Source organism: Arthrobacter sp. SAFR-023 (assembly GCF_051965295.1).
In the GTDB taxonomy this organism is placed as follows: Bacteria; Actinomycetota; Actinomycetes; order Actinomycetales; family Micrococcaceae; genus Arthrobacter.
Genome location: NZ_JBQCMF010000004.1, coordinates 57,362 through 78,794, shown reverse-complemented (window position 1 = coordinate 78,794; position 21,433 = coordinate 57,362). Strand labels below are relative to the sequence as shown.

The following is a 21,433-nucleotide window of genomic DNA, read 5'->3' as shown; positions in this document are numbered from 1 at the left end:
GGTCGCGTACTCCTGTGTAGCCTGCGGCCACGGAGCGTTTGATTACCACGACGTTCTCGGCTTCCCAGACATGCAGCACGGGCATGCCGGCGATCAGGCTGCCGGGTCCTACGACGCCGCCGGGTCGACAGTGTCGTTAGCCCCGATGATAAGGACGACCGACGTCCCCTTGAGGTCCTCGTTGATCTCGTCCATCTCCAGGACGCTGCCGGGGGTACTTCTTGATGTCTCCGGACTTCAACGCGCGACCGGGTGGCCGTGCCGAAACACCACCCAAAAGGCGCACTGAATTTCGGACTCACGAGAAATCGCCGCCCGGCGCCGATCCTGCTAAGCCTTTCCGCGCCTTGCCGCACGTTCCACGAGGTCCGCCGCCCAAGGGCGCGAACCGTGCCGGAGCACCATACCCTCGGGTAGCCCCCGGACAGACGCAGTACATCCGGCGATGTCGATGGTGATACGGCCGCCTGCCATGGGAGCGTTGGTGATGTGCACACCGCCGTAGGAGTCCGGGAGGACGGGATCCATCCATAGGCCGCCGAGGGCGACATCTGGGTAGTAACCCATCAGGCTCTTGACAAGCATAATGGGGGTGGTGGCAGCCCAGGCCTGGGGCGAGCAGGCTGTGGGGTACGGCACGGGCTCGTCATAGTGCTCCCGGCTAAAGCCGCAGAACAGTTCGGGCAGTCGCCCATCCGAATATTCGGCCGCCTCCAGCAGGGCAGTTGCGATCCGCTGTGCCTCGGCTACGAAGCCGTAGCGAAGCAGACCGGCCGCGATGATCGCGTTGTCATGCGGCCACACCGACCCGTTGTGGTAGCTGACGGGGTTGTAGGCGCCCATGTCGCTGGCCAGAGTACGGACACCCCATCCGCTGAACATCTCAGGGGACATCAGGCGTTCCACTACGAGCGGGGCCTTGTCCTCATCGATGAGTCCGAACAGCAGGCCGTGACCCATGTTGGAAGCACAGGCATCAACCGGTCTCTTTCTGGCGTCAAGGGCAACGGCATAGTAGCCGTGCTCAGGCAGCCAAAACTGTTCATTGAACTGCCTCTTCAGCCGTGCAGCGAGGTCCCGGTACTTCACGGCCAAGTCCGCGTCACCGGAATCATAGGCTATCCAGGAGCGCGCCAAATACGCGCTATATACATAGGCCTGCACCTCGCACAGCGCGATCGGAGGCTCGGCCAGCCTGCCATCAGCAAAGTTGATGCCGTCCCAGGAGTCCTTCCATCCCTGGTTGATCAGCCCGCGGTCGTTGAGACGCTCATACTCCACGAAACCGTCCCCGTCCCTGTCCCCGTAGTCCCGGATCCAGTCCATCGCGCGGTCCACGTTGGGCATTAGTGACGCAACCGTATCCGCGGCGAAACCCCAGCGACTGACTTCCCCGAGCAAGGCCACGAACAGCGGTGTGGCGTCGACGCTCCCGTAGTACGAGGACTTGCCGCCCAAGGACAACCTGCTGGACACGTCGAACCGAACTTCGTGCAGGATCTTGCCCGGCTCCTCCTCGCTCATCTCGTCCACGACGCTGCCCTGGCGGTCAGCCAAGGTCTGGATAGTACCGACAGCCAGGGATGGGTCGACAGGCAGCGCCATGATGGAAGCCCATAACGAGTCCCTGCCGAACAGCGCCATGAACCATGGCGCGCCGGCAGCAACCACCACCCGATCCGGGTGGTCAGGATCTTCAATGCGAAGCGCACCCAAATCTTCGTAGCTGCGCCGCAGAGTCCGCTCAATGGAGCGGTTACCCATCTGCACGACCGGGATATTGGACACCCACGCCTGCCGGCGCCGGTCCCTGGGCGACAAGCCGTCCCCGTCTCGGTGGACAAACGCAGTCGCGCAGTCGGCCCCCTCGATGCTGGGTATCACGGTCAGGACCGCGGTCCAATGGCCGTGCGGCGGGACGGTCACGCGGTACGTGAGCGCCTCTGGCGTAATGTCTGCTCCGGGGGCTTGGATGGCCACGCCCTTCCGGATGTCCTCCCAGCCGGCCCGGATAGTGAGTGCGTCGCCATCAATCTGGCGGATTTCATCCCAGCACCGCTGTATGCGTGCTTCTTTCACCTCGAAGAGGTCCGCGAAGTCCGCTTCGGCTTTAAAGGAAACAATGCACTCGGCAGGGGTTGGTGAGTAGTTTCTGACCGTGATCTGTTCCAGGATTCCGGCACCTACCTCACGGAGTCGTTCGACGATCAGCGGGCTGTCTGCGTATCCATCCGAGCGATGCACCCGACCGACGAAGAAAGCACGATAGGGCTGCTTGGTCTTGGCGGCCAAGGGCTCCAGCGGCTGGCCGTTAACGGTCAAATTCCAGCGGGATAGGATTCGCGTATCCTCGACAAAAACCCCGTGCGGGTACTCAGGCTGAAGATCTCCGCTATCCGATGAGATGCAAAAGGAGGCCCCCTCTATCAAGGTGACCGTTGCTGAACCGAGGGGCCCGGCAGCAGTGTCAGCATTCCATCCAGCCATCGGCTCCTCCAAGGATTGACTGCAACGGGCTCAGCAGACCGGCGCCCTTGTGTCCGGTCGAACCAGGCGATCGCTGCCTTGATTGTCAAAACGACGGTACGCCCGTGCACGAGGTGATGCCAGCCCCGTGTTCGAAACCTTGGTGACGGCGCATAGGTGCTTCAACTGATCGGTCCCACAGCCGGGCAAACTTCACGACACCCGTGAACGGCGTAATGCGGCAGACCCGCATCTTCTGTATCCAGCCGGGCCAGTAATCCCCTGACCACGGCTTGACGAACCTTCTGCCGCCAACTCGCCTGGGCAAGAAGAGCGGGACACTTCGCTCCGGTGTGGCAAACTCCGCCCTCTCCGGCATGGCAAACTCCGCCGGCATATTCCGGATAGCAGTGGCTGCCTCAGCGGGCCTAGAGGTGGTTGAATCGATGAGTGCCACAGTCCGCGGCCTTCGTGCCCCTTCCTAAGCTTGCGCCGGGTGATCGAGTTGCTGTTCTGTCCCCGTCATTTGCAGCGCCGGGGTTCGCGCCGGCTATTCACGAGCGGGCTATGCAGCGGCTCTTCTCCGTGACGGGGCTCGTGCCCGTGGAGTATGCGACGACCCGCACGCTGGGAGCGTCGGCTCAAGAACGCGCCGCCGACGTAAACGCCGCCTTCGCTGACCCCAGCATCCGGGCCATCTTCACAACCGTCGGCGGCGACGACCAGATCACCGTCGTCGCGCACCTCAATGCTGAACTTGCCCTTTCGGACCCGAAGCCGTTCTTCGGCTATAGCGACAACACCAATATCCTCAACTGGCTGTGGTCTTTGGGTATCCCAGGCTATTACGGTGGGTCAACCCAAGTGCACATCGGACCGGGCCCCCACATCGATGAGGTTCATCTAACCTCACTGCGCGCCGCCCTCTTCGAAGATGCCCATGTGAACATCTTCGATCCAGGTGCGTCAGAAGATTTTGGACCGGACTGGCGTTCGCTCAGTGCTCTGACGGACTTCGGCTCGCGTGAGCGCACTGAGCCGTGGCTGTGGGCGGGACCAAGGCGTATCGCAGAAGGCGGCACTTGGGGCGGGTGCTTCGAGGTCATAGACCAGCTTGCGCTTGCGAACCGACTGCCGCCGCTCGAGTGCCTCCAGGGTAAAATCCTCCTTCTCGAAGCAAGCGAGGAGATTCCACCCGCAGTGCAGATCAGGAGGTGGGTACGTGCTCTCGGTGAGAGAGGCGTCCTGGCCGCCGTTGACGGAATCCTGGTCGCGCGACCTCCAGCGAGCAACTATGGGGTTGTGCCGCCTCCCCACGACCGCGCACAGCTCCGGACGAGTCATTATGAGGCAGTAATCAGCGAGGTTGCGCGCTACAACGATGATGCCGTCGTCTGTCTCGGCGTCCCGTTCGGGCACACTCGTCCTCAGTGGATCCTGCCCTATGGCGGGAATATTCGGCTAGACGGTTTTACGCAGGTGGTTACCGCCGACTACACCCGAGGTGCGCCGTCTAGCTGAACAATCGGTTGAAGTTGTTTAAGGCTCGCAGGGTGCTTCCATCTCAGCAGTGGGCAGCGTCCCAGGTGGGCGGAAGGGTCCGTCCCGCGGCTAACTGCCTCACGTCTCTCATCGGGCTATTTTGCCGAACTGGAACCTCGGTGTGAGCGGGGCGGTGTCTTACCAAACCAAACAGCGGGAGCCGTAAACGGTTAGCGCGGGGCGTATCTCAGGAGCTTCAGGACGGTGCTGGCCTGGACGGAGGAGAACCGGTTCCCCGTGTCGGGATCGAGCCATGGTTCCGGGTCTGCCAGGTGCCTGGCTGGCTCCAGGACCGGCAGGGGCAGGGCGGGTGCCCCGGCGTTCCCGGTGAATAGCAGGTCCGGCCTGGTGGTGGGATCGTGGTAGACGCGGCGTTTGCGTTCCCGGGTGATTTCGTAGGGGCTGTGGCAGGTGTAGCCGGCCCAGTGGACGGGGTCAGGCCATGCAGGAGGGCGCGGCCATCCGTCGGGGCCCGGGCGGGCGTTTTGGTTTGTGTCCGTGTGCGGGTTTGGGTGGGTCAGGGGCGTTTGAGTTGCCGGCCTCGGATCCGCGGGCGGCGGGGCGGACTTGACGTATTCCACCCACTGTCCGTTGACCTCAACGTAGAGCAGGTTCTGCTCGCCGCCCAGGAAATAGACTGTGACGCCGGCGCGTACGTTCGCGGCCGGGTCTGTCTGCACTGCGGGCGGCATGCTGCTGCCGGTCGTTAGTTCATGCATCTGGCTGACCGTGGGCGGTGCCGTTTCCTGCTGGGCGGTGGCGGTACTGCGGAACGGGCGGGTTCCGGCGATGGAGGAGGGCGCTTTCATGGGCCTGTCCTTTCCATCACCGTGACCCGGCCCTGCCGTGCCGGCACCTCAGCCCCGGCGGTGCCCGGGCCGAGGTAGCGCTCGATGCTGACCGGGCAGTGGCCAGGCCCGCCGCCCTGTCCCTGGCGGCGGTAGGTGATGACCTGGCCGGTTCTGCCGCACCCGCAGGTGCCGGTCTGGACGTCGCCGATGTCGTCGGTGAGGAGGAAACCGGGGTAGCTGGTGCTGAGGGCGTCCAGTATGGCGATGGTGCCGGTCTGTCCCGGGGCGAGCTCCTTGCCGCTCTGGGCAGGGTCCCGGATGGAGATGTAGCACCACGGCGGAACGTGCTTGCGGTGCAGGTGGCACTCGACAGCGAGCATGTTCGACTCGATCATCCCGTACATGTCCCGCACGTTCACCGCCCGCACGCCAAGCAGGTCGTGGCACCGCTCCCGCAAGTCTTCGTCAGGGATGGCCTCGGCCGTGTGCCGTTTCCAGCCGCCTAGCGTGATGATCATGCTGTACGGGTCCAGGCGCACCTTGATGTTTTCCTGCTCAAGGAACCGCAGGAGCCGGCCGATGAGGAACGGCGGACTGATGATGTGGCGTGTCATGTGTCCGGCCCACCGGCGCAGGTGCTCCAGGGCCTCCCCGGCGTCGAACGCCTGGTCGGCAACGAGATATGCGTGGTGGTCGAAAACGCTGTTCAGGACGTTCAAGTCCTTGAGCAGTCCCATCTCCGAGGCTTCGGGGTCCGAGGGGTTCAGGAAAAGTCCCGCGCCCCCGGAGAGACTGAAGAACTCCCGGTAGGTCCCGATCAGGGCGACCAGCGCCCGGGTCGATGTCTCGCTGTTGCGGGGGGCGACGGACGGCACACCGCGGGTTCCGCTGGAGCGGGTTTCGGTCTCGACGTCGGCCAGGGAGCAGGTCAGCAGCACCCTGGCGTCGGGACGCTTGAACATGCCGACCGGCAACAACGGCAGGGATTTCAGGTCGTTGATGTCGTTGATCGCGGCGGGATCGACTCCCAACGCCTCACACTGGGCGCGGTAGAAGCCGTTTCCGGCCTGATGGTAGATCGCGGCCTCCCGCAGGACGTCGGTCACGGACCGTGACCAGTCCTCAGGAGACTGGAAGTATGCCTGGGACACATTCCCCAGCATCTGCGGTAGGGAGAGCATTCTGTCACTCCTCGGTTTGCTCGGTCGTCGCCCAGATGGGCACGAATTGGTGGGACTGGATTGGCAGCACGCGCGCGCTGGCAGCATCATCATCGGAGGTGCGGCCGTTGCCGGCATGAGACTGCTCCTCACTGGGTCGTCTCTTCCGCCCCTGCCGCAGGGGGTGGTCACCTACGGAGACCCTGTTACAGGGGAACCCTTCCGAATGCCTCCCGCACGTCATCCAGCCGGTGCGCCACTGTAACCCTGCCCCGGCTCGGGGAGCCCGCCGCCTTGATCTCGCGACCGGTGACCAGCACGACGATGGTCTCTTTGCGGTCCACCAGCCCCTCACGCAGAGCACTCCGCAAGCCCGCCAGCGACGCGGCGCCAGCCGGCTCCGCGCCGACGCCCGCCGTCGAGGCCAGCAAACCGACGGTGTCCATGAGCTCAGAATCGCTCACGGCGACCATCGCGCCGCCGCTGGAACGTACCGCTCCGAGCACCGCATCGCCGATGGCGGGCCGCAGGACGGCGATCCCGTCGGCCAACGTGGACCCCGGGTCCAGTTCGTCGGGTGCTGGAGCGGTCCCCTGCCAGGCTCGCACCAGCGGTTGGCAGGCCTGAGCCTGCACACCGACCAGGCGGGGCTTACTGGCGGCAACTCCGCATGCGACCAACTCGGCGAAGCCCTTCTCGAGCGCGGCGAGAGTGGGACCGTCCCCCACCGGAGCGACCATCACGTCGGGCATCCGGCGGCCTAGCTGCTCCCAGACCTCCAGGGCCACGGTCTTCTTGGCCTCGGTCGTCAGGGGATTCACGCCGGTATTCCGGTCCACCCAGCCGAACTCCTCGACCGCTGCGCGCGACAGGTCGACGGCGGCCGCGTAGCCATCAGGAACCTGGAACACCCATGCCCCAGCCTGCGTCATCAGTGCGAGTTTGTCCTCCTGACAATCGATCGATACAAAGATGGCTGCCCGCATTCCCGCAGCTGCCGCCCCGAACGCCGTCGCAACTGCGGCGTTGCCCGTCGAAGCCGTCGTGATGGTGTCCAGGCCGTGCCGCAACCCGTCCTCGATCACCAGCGCCGTAGCCCGGTCTTTGTTCGACGCCGTCGGGCCGCGGGTCTCATCCTTGACCCACAGGGACGGTGTCCCCAAGGCGGCTCTCAGCGCCGGGGCCGGAAGCAGCGGCGTGCCTCCGATGGGCAGTGGATAACGCACCGGCCCGTCGGACAGGGGCAGGAGGTGGCGGTACCGCCACATCGTGAATGGTTCGGGCCCCTCTTCGGGAACCAAACCGGGACCATAGTCGTACTGCAGCCACTCGCACCCGGAGGTATGTACTGAACCTGTCACTCTGCCCATGCCGGATGCGCCTCCTCCCGCGTGTCCGTGCGTTCCACGTTAGCCGTACCTACGCAGCTCGGAGAAGAAGTCTTCTTGGACGTGGAGTTGGCCTGTGTGGGCGAGTTCGGCGTAGACGTATTTGCCTACTGCGAGGTCGAGCACGCCCAGGCCGAACGGCGAGAACACGATGGGGCGGTCGTCGGCGGGCGAGACCTTGCCTTCCATGACGTCCGCCAAGGTGCCGTCCACGAAGTTCCTGTTGCCGGTCATCTGTTCCACGAGGTGGGCTGATGTTCCGGCTTTTAGGCAGTGGTCGATGTCGTCGAGGATGTTGGTTGAGGCCAGCAGGATCTCGGGGGCCAGGTCGCGCAGGGACACGTGAAGTACCAGGGGGTTGTGCGCGAACCAGGCCGTGTCGTGCACGTGCGGCTGGCCGGCGACGGTGGCGAACACGATGAGGTCGCTGTTTCTGATCAGCTGCTCGGGGCTCTCGTGCACGCTTACCTGTGCTCCGGTGCCGCTGCGCTCGAGGTAGCCTTTGAAGCCCTCGGCACTTTCCCCGGAGAGGTCGAACACGCCTATCTCGTCGAAGGACCAGTCGGTGGCCTTCAGGTAGGTGTGGATGTAGCGGGCTATGAGGCCGACGCCGAAGAACCCGATCCTTCGTGGACGCCCGCGGCCCCGGCTGAGCCAGTCGGCCGCCGCGGCAGCCGATGCAGCGGTCCTGGAGGCGCTGATGATGGAGCCTTCCATGCAGGCGAAGGGGTAGCCGGTTTCCTGGTCGTTGAGGATCAGCACGGCTGAGGCGCGCGGTATCCCCGAGGAGACGTTTTCCGGGAAGCTGGAGACCCATTTGATGCCGTCGACTCCTACGTCACCTCCGATCGAGGCGGGCAGGGCGATGATGCGCGAGGTGGGCCGGTCCGGGAAGCGCAGGAAATAGGACGGGGGGTTTACCGAGTCTCCGGCTGCATGCACCCGGTAGGTCTGCTCAACCAGCTCGACCACCTGCTTCTCCCTGCCGCTGAGTACCTCCTGCACCTGGGCTCCGGGAATGACGGCGAAGGGCGGGACTGTTTTGGGTTCTGCGTCGGTTGCGGATGGGGAATTGGCTAGTTCTGTCATCGGGCACCGTCCTGGGTGTGGTTGTCGAGATCGAAGATGTTGCGCGGTTCGGCCATGCCGACGAGGATCTCCCGGGGCCCTTCATAGGCCTCGCGGCTGTGGGCGGTGCGGATGTTGTCGACGAGCATGAGGTCTCCCGTCTCCCAGGGGGTGCGGAGGGTGTGGGCTTCGTAGATCTCGTTCAGGAGGGCGATGATGTCCTCGCCGATCGGTTCGCCGTTGCCGAAGCGGGTGTTAAACGGCAGCCCGTCTGGGCCGTAGACGTCGACGAGGTACTCCCGCACCTCGGGAGCAACCGTCCATTCGCTCAGGAAAGCGATCTGGTTGAACCAGCAGCGTTGGCCGGTGACCGGGTGCCGGAGGACGGCGGGGCGCCGTTGCCGGGTGCGCAGTTCTCCGTCGGGTTGCCACTGGAACTCGATGTCATGGGTTCGGCAGTAGTTTTCGACGTCGGTACGGTCCGAGACCCCGAACGCCTCCTGGTAGCTGGCACCGATGTCTTCGTTGTAGCTGCGGGTGAGCAGCCACCCTTCGTTTTCGAAGCGCCGGACGATGTCCGGGGGCAGGGCGTGGAGCACGGCGGAGCCGTCCGCGACACCGGTCACCCCGCCGGCGTCGGGGGCGCGGAGGCAGGCGAAGAGCATCAGGGAGGGGAACTCGAGCGCGTAGCTGAGCTCATGGTGCATGCACATGGGCTGGTTAGCGGGCCAAGTCAGGGACGAGTACACGTCGTCCAGGTAGGGCTGCCTGGCGGCGAACGCTTCCCGGTCCGGCATGAGCCCGCCTGGAACCAGCTGCCCGAAGGTATCGGCCACCTCGGCCGGGTCCCGCAGGCCCAGGCCGCGGACCAGGACGGCGCCGTGCTCCGCTACCGCCGCCCGCAGCGCCTCACGGTTCTCTTCGGCCCACCGTACGGGGCCGTGGCCGTCCTCGACGGTGAGCAGCGGCGCCCGGCCGGCTTGGCGTTCGACCTCGAACTGGATCCTGGGTGAAGGTGATGACATCAGAGGGCCTTTCGTTTCATAGGTGACGGGTGGGAATGGGCCACCGGTGCTCCGACCGGGGCCATGGAGTCGGGTTCCGCGGCGGCTGGCGCCGGTCCCGGTGGCGGCGGAACGGCAGTCTCTGCCAAGGATGAGGCCTCGAGCAGGGCTGCCAGGTCCGCCAGGACGGGCGTCTGCATGATGTCCTTGATCGACACCGCGCGTTTGAGCAGTACAGCGAGTTTGACTGCGGACAGCGAGGTCCCGCCGAGGGCAAAGAAGGAGTCCTGTCCACCGATCCTGCCAGCTGGCAGTCCGAGCACGCTCGCCCAGGCCTCGGCGAGCCGCTGCTCGGTGGGCGACAGGGCATCAGTGACGTTCCCGGCCTCGGGTAGGATGTCCTGCGCCATACTGGCCAGGGACTTCCGGTCGACCTTCCCGTTGCCGGTCAGAGGCAGGCTTTCCTGCCACCGGTACGCCGACGGGACCATGTAGTCCGGTACGTGCGACGCGATCTGCTTGCGCAGCCCGGCGATCTCAAGGGCCCCTTTGCCTGAGTAGAACGCCACGAGGAACTTGACCTGGTCGGCGCCCTCAGCGACGACCACGGCACCGTCGCGCACTCCACGCACGCGAAGCAGGGCATTCTCGATCTCTCCGATCTCGATCCGGAAGCCCCTGATCTTCACCTGGTGATCGCGCCGTCCCAGGAAATCAAGCTTCCCGTCCGGCATCCACCGGCCATAATCGCCGGTACGGCAGACACGCTCACCGGCACGGTTCGGGTCGGGGCCGAACATCGCAGCGGTCCGCTCCGCATCGTTGACATACCCGCGGCCCACGCACACACCGGAGAACACAATCAGCCCAGGCGCGCCCAGCGGCACCGGACGGCCGAACTCATCGACCACGTCAACGTGTACATTGTTGATCGGTCTTCCGAGGGGCACCCGCGGCCCTGCCGGGGCCCGGTCCATGATCTCGTGGACCGCATCGTCCGACGTCTCGGTCAGCCCATACGTGTTCACGACCGGAACATCAGGGTAAAGCGCGAACCAGCGCTGGACGAGCTCCTTCTTCAGGAAGTCGCCAGTGGGGCACACGCAGTGCAGGTCCGGCAGCTTCCGTGGGTTTTGCTCCAGGTAAGACACGATGACCTCAAGGTATGACGGAACAACCTGGATCACGCCCGCCCGCCCATCCACCACCGTGTCAACGAACCGTTCGACGTCCAGGATCGCGTCCTGGTCAACAAACAGGGTCCGCCCGCCAACGAGCAAGGCCGCCACCAGCTGCCACACCGAGATGTCGAAGCATTGTGGACCCGTTTGCGGGATCACCTCGCCCTCGCGCACCCCCAGGTCGTCGATCTTGGCGTACATGTGGTTCAGCATCCCGGCGTGTTCGCACATCACGCCTTTCGGCTGTCCCGTGGACCCGGAGGTGAACAGGACGTACGCGAGCTGGTCGGGGGCAACGGCCACGCCGAGGTTCCCCCCGCCCTGAACCTCCGCGGCGAGCACATCAACGAACACCTCTTTCACCCCCGGCAGGGCCGCCAACGCTTGATCGAGCGTGGCAGTGCTGGCCCGCTCCGTCACCACCAGCGGGGACTGCGCCCGCGATATCGCCGTGGCCATCCGCTCGGGCGGGAAGTGCGGCTCGAGCGGCAGGTACGCCAGCCCGGCTTTCCAGATGGCCAGAACGGTCACCATCCAATCCAGGTTGCGCTCCATCACCACGGTGACCACCGTCTCCTGGTCCAGTCCCCGAGCCTGCAGCGCCCTGCCCACCCGGTTCGCCCGGGCGTTCAGCTCACGGTACGTCAGGCTGAATTCACCGTGCACGGCAGCGACCGCTTCCGGGTCGGACCCGGCACGCTGCTCGAAGATCTCATGCACCCGCAGATCCGGCAGCTCACGCTTGGGGCCCGCCAACTCCTCCAGTTGCAGGCGCAGTTCCTCAGGAGAGAGCAAGCACACGCGGGCATGCCCGGCGTCGGGCTCCGCCGCGATCGCCTCCAGCGCGCTGACGTGGTAGCCGGCAATGCGCTCTGCGGCGGTAGCGTCGAGAGCATCGGTGCGATACCGCAGCCGCAACCGGGACCCGGTGCTGCCATGGGATATCGCCACCTGCAGAACCGTGTCCTCAGTCAGCTCCCCCAGGGCGTCCCACGGGTCGAGCACGGTCTCAAAGACCGGGCGACTCAGGTTCAGCTCTTGGCACAGACCGTCGAGGGGATCCCCGTACCCGCCGGCCTCAAAATGCTGGCGGCACTCCCGCTCCACACGGCCCACTTCTGCCAGGAGCGCCCGCCAAGACGCCGGTTCGGTCGTCAATCGGCACGGCAGCACCCGGCGCCCGGGAGCCGCCGCATACCCGATGACGACCTCACACTGCCCTGCCAACACGGCGACCACCTTGGCGTGGGCGGCCAACAGCAGAACGTCCAGAGTCGTCCCCAGGCCCTCTGCCAGCCGACGCAAGGTCCCCACCAGATCATGAGGGATGTTCTCGTAGTGCTCGTCCAATCCGGGATGGGGATCCCGGGTCCACCGCGGGACGGCAGCGCGCCCGCCCCCCGCGAGCATGCCCCGCCAGAAGTCACGTTGCTCGTCAGTCAGCACATCCATATTCTGGTCTCCCCGATCAATACGCTGCGACTGCATCTGTGGCACCGCCAATCGATGCCGGTGAGGCAGTACCGAGTGGCCGCGCCGGCTCGCTAGAAGTCGAAGCGGACAATGCTTCGGCAGGATTGCCTCCCCAACGCTCGAAGGCTGGGATCTCCTCGCCCTTCATCAGGAAGGAGTCCGGCGCGAGCACCACTCCCTCGCCCATCTTCACGCTGTATAGGATCATCGCGGAGACGCCGACCGTGCAGCCCGAACCGATCGTGATCGCGTCGGACTTGAACGCGTAGTCCTCCTGCGAATGGCACTGGACCCAGGCCCCGGTGTTCAGGGCGACGTCGTCGCCGAGGGTGATGAGGTTTTTCTCGGCCATCTGTGCGCCATCATCGAAGAGCCGCCTGCCGACCTTTCCACCCAGCATCTTCAGGATCGTGCCCTTGAACGGCGTGCCATTGAAGAACGGACTCACCTCAGCTTCGAGCTTGAAGAAGCGTTCCGTCCGCCAGAAGTCAATGTCGTATATCGAGCAGTGCTTGGGCTTCAAGGGTTTGAATCCCGTGGAAGCGCGCTCAATGATTACGCCGTAGAACAGAGTGAACAGCAGCGTGGACACCGTGAGCAGTATGACTGATGCGCCTCCCACCATGTCATTTAGGTCTATTGCCAGGAACCCGAAGAAAGTGACAACAAAGGCGTAGAACCAGCGTGCCAGCAGGAACAACCCGATGGTGACAAGATTGTGCCGGTTCTTTGCTGCGAGCCGGCGCGGGAACTCCTCGTCGCCGGCCATACGGATAAATTCGCTGTCCCGCAGCACTGTGCGGGGGATCTCGAAGGCCGGCGAACCCAAGAGCCCGACACCCTCGCGGACCGGCCCATCGATGGGTACGAGAGCCTTCGTGGCAATGAGGCAATCCTGGCCAACCTTGGACTGGGGAGGGTAAAGGATCTCATTTCCCAAGAAGCTGTTGGCCGCGATCGACGTCCGAGAAAGGCTGAACGAGGTGCTGGAGTAATTGGCATTGACGATTGAGATGCCGCTGGCAACCACCGTTCCGCGGCCGACGGAACTGAGATATGGATTATCGTGTTTGATCTCAGTGCCGAAGTTCGACCCGGTCTGAACCACCGGGGCAAGCTTGTACCCAAGGCGCTGAAGATACGGCAGGATGTAGGAACTGTCACCAAAGAGGGTATGCAGTAGACGCCGGTTGGACAGTCGCTCGACAGCTCGATGGCACGCGAAGCGGAACCCGTACAGGGGGTACGTCCGATCCGGCCTAATAAAGAGGTTCAGCAGCCGAGGGACAGTCATCACAAAAAAGAGGCTGAGGAGGATGCGTCCGAAGAAGACGATCACGGAGGTCGCCAGCACCAGGCCTAACAACCCCGCCCCAGTGAACGAAGCCCCAGGCGCCGCGAGGAGGGCCGAGAGCCACGGCACCTGAATGAGGAGCAATGCAAATCCGCCGAATGCCAACGGGAGCGTCACGCCCAGATGGAGCATCAGCTGGAGAATGCCGTACCGCGCCCGCTTCCAAGGACGGCCTTCAACCGGCGCGACAGCACGGTAATCCGAATCCGTCCGGCGCCCGGGAGAGCCGTGCCAATGCTCGCCCGCGGGAACGGCCTGACCAGCGTACAGCGAGGAAGCATGGCCCAACTGGGCCCCGTCCCCCACTGAGGTATCAATGTCCAGCACGGCCTTCTCACCGATGAGGACGTTCTTGCCGATTGACACGTACCCGGTCTGGATCACACCACTGACGGCCCGGTAGCCCAGGAGGAAGGTGTCCTTGTCGATGACCGTATGCTCACCAATGGTGAGCATGTCAGTGCAGACAGGCACCCGCCTGGTGAAAACCACTGCGCCCTTCCCGACTTTAGCTCCCAGAGCACGCAGGTAGAACAGATACAGTGGTGAACCGGCGAAAAGGACCAGCGGGTTAGCCACCACCAGCGTCTTGACCAACCAGAACCGCACATAAGCCAGACTCCAAATCCGGATCTCTTCAGGCTTCCACCGGCCAACGAGAACCCATTTGGCCAGGACAGGAATTGCACACATGACCCCGAAAGTGCCACCCCCGAAGGCCGCACTTCTCAGGTAGACCTCAAAGGGACTCTGGCTTGCCCAGATCCACCCCAAGCCACCCTCGAAAGCCACCGAAAACAACGCAATGTAAGCCAGAAAGATCAGCACCTGCAACGCGCCGCACACGACATACTCGAACGTACTGGCCCGCGCCCGCGCCACGGGCAGAGCGCGATAGCGCCCGCCCCGAGATCTCCGCGCAGAAACTACCGCAGGTGTGCCGGCCAACCGCCTAACCGATGCTGTTGCCTCTGAAGCCGACGCCCCTGCAACCGCCGGACCGCCCGAAACCCACAGCTCGGTACTACCTAAAGCCGCGGCCAGCGCCGAGACCGTCGGGTACCGGTAGATGTCCTTGATCGACACCACTGGCAGGTCCGGCTCCTTACGCACCCGGGCGCAGAACTTCGCCATGACCAGCGAGTCCGCGCCCAGGTCCTGGAAGAAATTGGAGTCCACCGGCACCTGCTCGACGCCCAGCACGCCGGAGAGCACCTCCGCCAACCGGTCCTGCACCTGCACCGACGCCGTCGCCACTTGCACCTGCGCCGTCGCCTCTTCCGCCGGCGCCAGGGCCGCGGCCAGCGCCGAGATCGTCGGGTACCGGTAGATGTCCTTGATCGACACGGCCGGCAGGTCCGGCTGCTTGCGCACCCGGGCACAGAACTGCGCCATGACCAGCGAGTCCGCACCCAATTCGTAGAAGAAGTTGGCGTCCACGCGGACATCGTCCTTCTTCACCACCGAGGCGAGCAGAGCCGCCAGCCGGCGCTCCAAAACAGCGTCCGCACCCGTGGCCGGCGTGGCTGAAGAGCCGTCCCCGGCCGGAGCCGCGGTTGTCACAGAAATAGGGGGATTGATGGAAGGCGTGGGACGCAAAGTCCCCTGAAGGTTCTCAACGGGCAGGCTCACTGCAGGAAACTCCCTTGTGCGGCGGTGGCCACGTAGTCAGCCACCGGTACGGGTACTGGGTGCAGCGCTTCGGCCCCGAACTGATCGCGGACCCAGGCAGGGTTGTAGATAGTGTCCAGATAGGGACGGCCCATGTCCGGGGAGATGGCCACCGCCGTCAGGTCCCGGGCGTCGTGGTCCGCGAGCCACGACACAGCGCCGTGGACCACAGTCCCGGTGGAGCCACCGAGCATGAAGCCGGAAGCCGCGAGGCGGTGGCAGGTGCGCACCGTGTCCAGTTCTTCGACCATCACCACGTCATCGATCAAGGACTCGTCAAGCTGCGGCGGCCGCACGCTCATGCCCAGTCCCGGGATCAGGCGGGTGGCCGGCTGGCCGCCGAACGATACCGATCCTGCCGCGTCAACGGCGACAATCCGGACATCGGGCCGGTGCTCACGGAAATACCGCGCGCAACCCATCAAGGTCCCCGTTGTCCCGGCACCCACGAACAACACGTCCAGGTCGGGGAACTGATTGGAGATCTCGGGGGCAGTCCAGCGGTAGTGCGCTCCCCAGTTGCCGGGATTGGTGTACTGGTTGAGCCAGATGTACCGCTCGTCAGACGCGCACAGGTCCCGCACGTGGTTGAGCCGGCCCCCGAGGAAACCGTCAACGGGATCCGGTTCGGTGACCAGGTCCACCTGTGCCCCGAGCGACTCCATCAGCTGCCGGGTTGCCGGGTTGCAGCGCGGATCGATCACACACACAAAGCGGTAACCCTTGCTCGCCGCGATCATGCTAAGCGCGACGCCGAGGTTGCCCGAGGAGGACTCTACGAGGATCGAACCCGGACCGATCAGCCCCTCCCGCTCGGCGCGCTCAACCATCTCCCGCGCGGGCTTGAGCTTAATGGAGCCGGCGTAATTGAACCCTTCGATCTTCAGATAGAGGCGGCGGGCCAGCACCCCTTCCAGATCAACGAACAGGCTCTGCTCGTTAAACAGGTGCGGATCCTTGATAATCGGCATGTTCTTCCTCGTTCCCCTGCCATGAGCCTGGCCAGGGTTGGGGATGTTCCTGCCAGCTTGTGTGTAATGGGTGGTTGTGTCTGAAAGGTGACGGACATCTGCGTCCGGATATTTCACTTTTCAAGAAGAGCCGCGCAGAGCGGCACATGCGGAACACTGCGGCCACCGGAATGGCCGTTGGTGGCCGAGGTCGTCGCGATCTTTCCTGTGGGCCTTATTCGCCGAATCTGTCCTTTGATCCGGTAAATCAATAGTGCGGTCTCGTTGTGGTGCGCGCTTCCGTGCTGGCACGGTTTGGGCACTTGTATCTCTTAGGCAACCCCCTGTTGAGGCCAGGGGGCTATCGATTATTGGCCTTGGGAGTTCCAGACCGCCCAGGCCAGGCACCGGCGCACGGTCCACACACCGGATCCGCGACGCGCTGATGGCTGGCCCAATCGGTTCAGGACGGGCCGGCGGAGGCTGCTCCTTATTCGGTGTCTCTTGGTGACTGGTCCACCGGATTTAGCGGCGCTGTCCCTGCCCGATGGGCAGATCCACAAACATGCAGGTCAAAGACCACACCGCCCACAGCCCGACCACCACCATTGGACGTATCCGAACGGCTACACCAAGCTCTACCGGAACAGCGTTTCTGCCAACCCGCACTACAAAACGTAATGATCCGGCGGGACACCGCACGCGGAAGCGAAGGTGTTGCCACAACGCCTCCGCCACGGCGGCCATTCGCGGACGAAGAAATCGAGCGACGGGCGCCAGGCGGCTGGCCGACCGCGGGCGGCCACGATTTCCGCTAGCGCTCCTAGATTCGGTCCGGAATTTGGCTGCGTGGCACAGTCGATTGTGGTTGAGTTAGCGACATGACCCGACCGATCGAGGAATACGGCTTCATATCCGATCTTCGCACCGGGGCGCTAATTTCCCGAACGGGCAGCGTTGACTGGCTCTGTTTGCCGAGGTTCGATTCTGAATCGGTTTTCGGTGCCTTGGTCGGAACCGAAAACCATGGCCGGTGGCTCCTCGCACCATCTGGCGGCGAGGAGCGGACCGAAGGGTCCGCGGAAGTAGCGCGGCGGTACAGGCGCTCCACGTTTATCTTAGAAACTCGGTGGAGAACCGGCAGCGGTGAAGTTTTGGTGACAGAGTTCATGCCGATCGGTGTAAGCGGCACTACCTTGGTTCGCAGAATTCAAGGGCTCGAAGGTTGCGTTCTGATGCGCCAGGAACTGCAACTGCGGTTTGGGTACGGAAAGATTCTGCCCTGGGTCCATCGAATATACGACGACGACGGAGAGGCGCTGCTGGCTGTCGCTGGGCCCCAGGCTGTCATGCTGAGGGCGGAAGTTCTCCCCCGCGCCGCCTCCGATTATTCGCATGTTGGGACGTTCACTGTGGAAGCCGGTCAGACCATTGATCTGCAGCTGCGTGCTTTCTCCTCCCACGAGGTTCCGCCGGAGGCAGTCGACGTAGACCTGGCGCTGCAGACGACCGGCACCTACTGGAAAAGTTGGTCCAGCAACTACGTCTCGCAAGGTAACTATGACGAGCAAGTACAACGCTCGCTGCTCGTCCTGCGCGCGCTGACGCACGAGAGGACCGGGGGCATTGTGGCTGCGCCCACCACATCGCTGCCTGAACAGTTCGGCGGCCAACGCAACTGGGACTACCGCTATTGCTGGCTACGTGATGCGGCGTTGACCTTGGAAGCCATGATGACCCATGGCTTCCAACAGGAGGCACTGTGCTGGAGAAACTGGCTACTGCGAGCAGTGGCCGGGGACCCGCGCGATCTGCAAATCATGTACGGCATAGCCGGCGAGCGGGAGCTGCCGGAGCGGGTCCTAGGTCACCTGCCGGGTTACGAGGGATCCGGCCCAGTGCGGATCGGCAATCGGGCGGTCTACCAATACCAAGGCGACGTTGTTGGTGAAGTCATGGTGGCCCTGGCGAAACTCCGCGAGCTTGGCGTGCACGAGGATCATTTCTCCTGGCCGCTCCAGAGAAACATGCTTTGGTTCGTCGAAAACAATATCAGCCGTATGGACCACGGCATCTGGGAAATGCGCGGCGAGCAGCGGTTCTTCACTCATTCCCGTGTCATGATGTGGGCCGCAATGGATTCTGGGGTCAAGGCAGTAGAGGAGCACGGGCTTGAAGGCCCGGCCACGCGGTGGTCGGAACTCCGGGAGCAGCTCCGCGCAGAAATCATGGAACAGGGTTTCAACACTGACATAAACTCCTTCACGCAGACCTATGGGGACACCGAAGTGGACGCATCCCTCTTGGTTCTGCCGCAGGTAGGCTTTCTGGCCTACGACGACGAAAGAATGCTCGGCACGGTGTCCCGTTTGGAACACGACCTGCTTGACGGGAGCGGCCTGCTGGTTCGCTATCGAACGGAATCCTGCCCCGATGGGCTTGCACCAGGGGAATACCCGTTCCTTGCCTGCTCCTTCTGGCTCGTTGAGCAGTACGCCCGGTCGGGCCGGGTGCCGGATGCAAAGAGGCTTATGGACAGGCTCATCGGTTGCAGCAGTGACTTGGGACTGCTAAGCGAGGAATACGATACGACCGGCAGCCGAATGGCAGGAAATTATCCGCAGGCATTCTCGCACCTAACCCTGATCAGGGCTGCCGACGCTCTGAACAGGGCCACTATGGGGGCCGATGCGAAAGGGGCCGGGGAATCACATGCGAGCGCAGGGCCTTCGGGTCTTCCGTCCTAGTCGCTGATTTCCCGAGGGACCCCGGCTCCCACGTCCCGAAACCAGACCGTTCGTTCGGCGCGATTGGAGACGAGCCGCCGGCCGTCCAGGTAGAAGGCGCCGCTGTTCAGTGAACCCTGATACGCCGGTAACTGGTTCACCACGCGTTCCGTCAAAGCTTGCGGGGCCAGGATCTGTGGCATCCCGGGTGTCTCAGCTGGCAGCAGTAGCGGGCTTGCCCCGCAGGTGCGCGCCGAGGCCTCTCCTGCTGCGATAGTGGCACGCACGAAGCCGGTGACGGAAACTGCCGCTATCAGAATCACAGCAATGAGGACCGCTTTCAGCACGCGGGCGCTTTTCCGCAGTACCGTTGCCTGCATCTCTGCTGCTTCCTGCTTCTCTCGAGCGGCCTGAAGCTCGGCCCGCTTCGCCGCGACTATTCGTTCGTTCTCCCGCCTTCTGGAGGCGATAAGGAAATCCCGGGCAGTCTTCAGGCGGTGGCGGAACCCAGGCTTCGAGGCCAGGACCTCTGCACCAGTCAGCCTGACCCCCTCCAGCAACCAGGCGTTTCCGCGGCGGCTGGTTTCCCATGCCGCAGCGGCGCGTTCAATATTGTCCGCCTCCTTGAGGTCCTGCCGTTCGTTGGCCAGCCAGCCGGCCAGTTCCTTCCACTGGCGCAGCAAGCTTTCGAGAGCCACCTCAACGACGGCATCGCCACCACGGATGTCTTTGACCAGCAGGCGTCTGGCCACCAACAGATCAATCAGCGGCCGGGCCTGCGCCGGAAGGTCCGTCAGCCGCGCGACGCGGCGCATGGGCTGATCATTGTCCGGGTTGATGGTCGCCAGCCAAGGAATAAATGCCCTGTGCAGTTGCTCGAGCTGGGCCTGACGCTCCATGGGTTCCCGCGCGAGCACTGCGTCTATTTCTGTCTGCACAACACTGTTCATGCCGCCAATGGCCTCATATCCGTTCAAGGTCAGTTCCCCTGACCCTTCGAAGTCGGCATACAGTCGGGCGAGGGTTAGCGAGAGTAATGGCAGAGTGTCCGCACCCTCCGCTGACTCGGCAAGAAGCCGGTCGACTAGATCGGGCTGCACCCTCAGGGGCCGGCCGGCCGCCGTAGCCCGTGCGGCTGGTCCCAGGATGACCTCCTTGAACTGGGCCACAGGCATCGGCCTGAGTTCATTGAAAACTCGGGCGCCGACATTCGCCAGTGCCGGCGCAGTTTGCATCATCTCGTACCGATCCGCCCGGATGGTGGCAGCAACAAACAATGCGGGCCCGGGGCCTCCGTCACCACCAAGTAACAGTCCCAGGAGTTCCAGAAACCGGGGGGCCTGGGGTCCGGCGTCCACGTTGAAAAGCTCCTCGGCCTGATCCAAGGGCAACACCAGGGTGGGCTGGGGTGTTTCGCCTGTCTCCGTAGGCAGGTGGAAGGCTGCTGTCTTTCTCGCCTCCGCCAGCCAGTCCCGGAGCCGTTCTGCGTCTTTTGCAAGGCAGGCATCCTTGATTTCGGCCAGTGAAGGCTGATTCAATCCCACACTGCGTCGCAACGCATGAATCGAGTGGGCGAAACCCTGCTCCCCCGTCAGCGCGTTGCGCTCGGGGCGCATGATCTCCGACACCACAAAGTGCCGGTCGTCCCGTTTCAGGCGGGGCAGCAAACCGGCCCGCAGGAACGACGACTTACCGGCGCCCGAAGGACCCAGAATCATGAACAGCGACTCTATACCGGAACTGCGCATCCCCCGCAGCTCATCTAAAGCCCTGATAATCTGCCCGTCGCGGCCAAAGAACACTGCAGCGTCCGTTTCCTCCAGCGGCTGCCAACCCCGGTAAGGCGCACGGTTGAGATCATTTGTTGGTGGCCACACAAAGTGTTCCGCTCCGATGCCCGCCTTCTGAAGCCCTCGGCGCAGCCGCTGCAAACCCTCCGTCTCGAATGTGACAAATCGGTCGGCGCCGTCCACCGGAATTTGTGTGCTGGGGCCGTCTCCGAAAAGATCACAGCGCTGCCATTCTCCAGTAACACCCGGTTGCGTCGAAGGCTCGAGCCTGGCGCACAGGATCAGTTTGTTCAGGGACTCGGCCGTCCTGAACTCGGTCCTACATTCGGCTGATGCCTCCCAGTGCCGGGACAGCAGGCAAATCACGGCCTCGCACCGCGCATTGGAGCGTCGAAGGGCTTCCTTCCAACGCTCGCCGGGCTGGATACCGGTTACCGGATCCAGATCGAGAAATATCTCGTCCGTTAGGCCAGCGTCCTGCTCGACCAGCCACCGCTTCAGCGCGATGGCCTGAGCAGTGTCCCGGCTCGAATGGCTCAGGAAGATGCGTGACATGCGATCGCCCCACTACAGCAGTTGTCTCCGCGCAGCAGCAACTTTAGTGAACAAGGGGAAGCCAGGCTTCAACCTCGCCCGTAAATCCGACGGCCGCTGCGTTTCACCCACGGACAGTAATAGTTCAGAGCACGGCATCCAGGTAAGCAGGTGGGGGCTAGTGCGCCGCGCACCTCCTCCGACCGGGGGAGGCACAGGCTCGATCCTCCACAGGCAGTAGAGCGCAGGCCTTCGCATGGCGTCAATGGTGCACCCGGGGAGCATTCCACTGCAATGATGGGCGGCGCCAGCTTACGAGCCAATCGGTGTCTTCC

12 protein-coding genes and 1 pseudogene are annotated in these 21,433 nt (G+C 63.8%); 2 read left to right on the top strand and 11 right to left on the bottom strand.

What is annotated here, in order from left to right; genetic code table 11:
* Position 1 precedes the first annotated feature (1 nt).
* Both ACTHQX_RS06170 and ACTHQX_RS06165 read right to left on the bottom strand, forming a co-directional pair.
* Positions 2-204 (bottom strand): annotated as a pseudogene (locus ACTHQX_RS06170) (NAD(P)(+) transhydrogenase (Re/Si-specific) subunit beta); the annotation flags it as partial.
* Positions 205-330: 126 nt separating this feature from the next.
* The gene (locus tag ACTHQX_RS06165) at positions 331-2,487 is read right to left on the bottom strand and encodes an amylo-alpha-1,6-glucosidase (protein ID WP_440156278.1); all 2,157 of its coding nucleotides are present in this window, start codon (positions 2,485-2,487) and stop codon (positions 331-333) included.
* A 429-nt stretch (positions 2,488-2,916) separates the two neighbouring features.
* Here ACTHQX_RS06165 and ACTHQX_RS06160 point away from each other — a divergent pair, with 429 nt between their 5' ends.
* On the top strand, positions 2,917-3,987 hold the full coding sequence (locus tag ACTHQX_RS06160) for a S66 family peptidase (RefSeq protein WP_440156277.1): 1,071 nt from the start codon (positions 2,917-2,919) through the stop codon (positions 3,985-3,987).
* A gap of 191 nt (positions 3,988-4,178) precedes the next feature.
* Here the strand turns inward: ACTHQX_RS06160 and ACTHQX_RS06155 are convergent, their stop codons facing one another.
* The 8 genes from ACTHQX_RS06155 to sbnA all read right to left on the bottom strand — a co-directional run bounded on the left by ACTHQX_RS06155 (position 4,179) and on the right by sbnA (position 16,069).
* The gene (locus ACTHQX_RS06155; RefSeq protein WP_440156275.1) at positions 4,179-4,817 is read right to left on the bottom strand and encodes a hypothetical protein; all 639 of its coding nucleotides are present in this window, start codon (positions 4,815-4,817) and stop codon (positions 4,179-4,181) included.
* Positions 4,814-5,980, bottom strand: a complete 1,167-nt coding sequence (locus ACTHQX_RS06150; protein WP_440156273.1) for a LuxE/PaaK family acyltransferase — start codon at positions 5,978-5,980, stop codon at positions 4,814-4,816. The genes ACTHQX_RS06155 and ACTHQX_RS06150 overlap by 4 nt, the downstream gene beginning before the upstream one ends.
* Positions 5,981-6,165: 185 nt before the next feature.
* Positions 6,166-7,329 (bottom strand): threonine synthase, encoded by a 1,164-nt coding sequence (locus ACTHQX_RS06145; RefSeq protein WP_440156271.1) that lies wholly within the window; start codon positions 7,327-7,329, stop codon positions 6,166-6,168.
* 39 nt (positions 7,330-7,368) lie between these two features.
* Entirely contained in the window at positions 7,369-8,436 is a 1,068-nt protein-coding gene (gene sbnB / locus ACTHQX_RS06140) for a 2,3-diaminopropionate biosynthesis protein SbnB (RefSeq protein ID WP_440156269.1), read from the bottom strand.
* The gene (locus tag ACTHQX_RS06135) at positions 8,433-9,440 is read right to left on the bottom strand and encodes a TauD/TfdA family dioxygenase (RefSeq protein WP_440156267.1); all 1,008 of its coding nucleotides are present in this window, start codon (positions 9,438-9,440) and stop codon (positions 8,433-8,435) included. Before ACTHQX_RS06135 ends, sbnB begins: the two co-directional genes overlap by 4 nt.
* The gene (locus ACTHQX_RS06130) at positions 9,440-12,052 is read right to left on the bottom strand and encodes a non-ribosomal peptide synthetase (RefSeq protein ID WP_440156265.1); all 2,613 of its coding nucleotides are present in this window, start codon (positions 12,050-12,052) and stop codon (positions 9,440-9,442) included. Before ACTHQX_RS06130 ends, ACTHQX_RS06135 begins: the two co-directional genes overlap by 1 nt.
* A 16-nt stretch (positions 12,053-12,068) precedes the next feature.
* Complete coding sequence (locus ACTHQX_RS06125) at positions 12,069-15,059, bottom strand: Pls/PosA family non-ribosomal peptide synthetase (RefSeq protein WP_440156263.1); 2,991 nt, start codon at positions 15,057-15,059, stop codon at positions 12,069-12,071.
* The gene (gene sbnA, locus ACTHQX_RS06120) at positions 15,056-16,069 is read right to left on the bottom strand and encodes a 2,3-diaminopropionate biosynthesis protein SbnA (protein ID WP_440156261.1); all 1,014 of its coding nucleotides are present in this window, start codon (positions 16,067-16,069) and stop codon (positions 15,056-15,058) included. Before sbnA ends, ACTHQX_RS06125 begins: the two co-directional genes overlap by 4 nt.
* A gap of 860 nt (positions 16,070-16,929) precedes the next feature.
* On the opposite strand from sbnA, the gene ACTHQX_RS06115 reads away from it, so the two are divergent.
* A complete protein-coding gene (locus ACTHQX_RS06115; protein WP_440156259.1) occupies positions 16,930-18,795 on the top strand; it encodes a glycoside hydrolase family 15 protein in 1,866 nt (621 codons plus the stop codon).
* On the opposite strand, the gene ACTHQX_RS06110 is transcribed toward ACTHQX_RS06115, so the two are convergent.
* Entirely contained in the window at positions 18,792-21,119 is a 2,328-nt protein-coding gene (locus ACTHQX_RS06110; protein ID WP_440156257.1) for an nSTAND1 domain-containing NTPase, read from the bottom strand. The genes ACTHQX_RS06115 and ACTHQX_RS06110 overlap by 4 nt on opposite strands.
* Positions 21,120-21,433 lie beyond the last annotated feature (314 nt).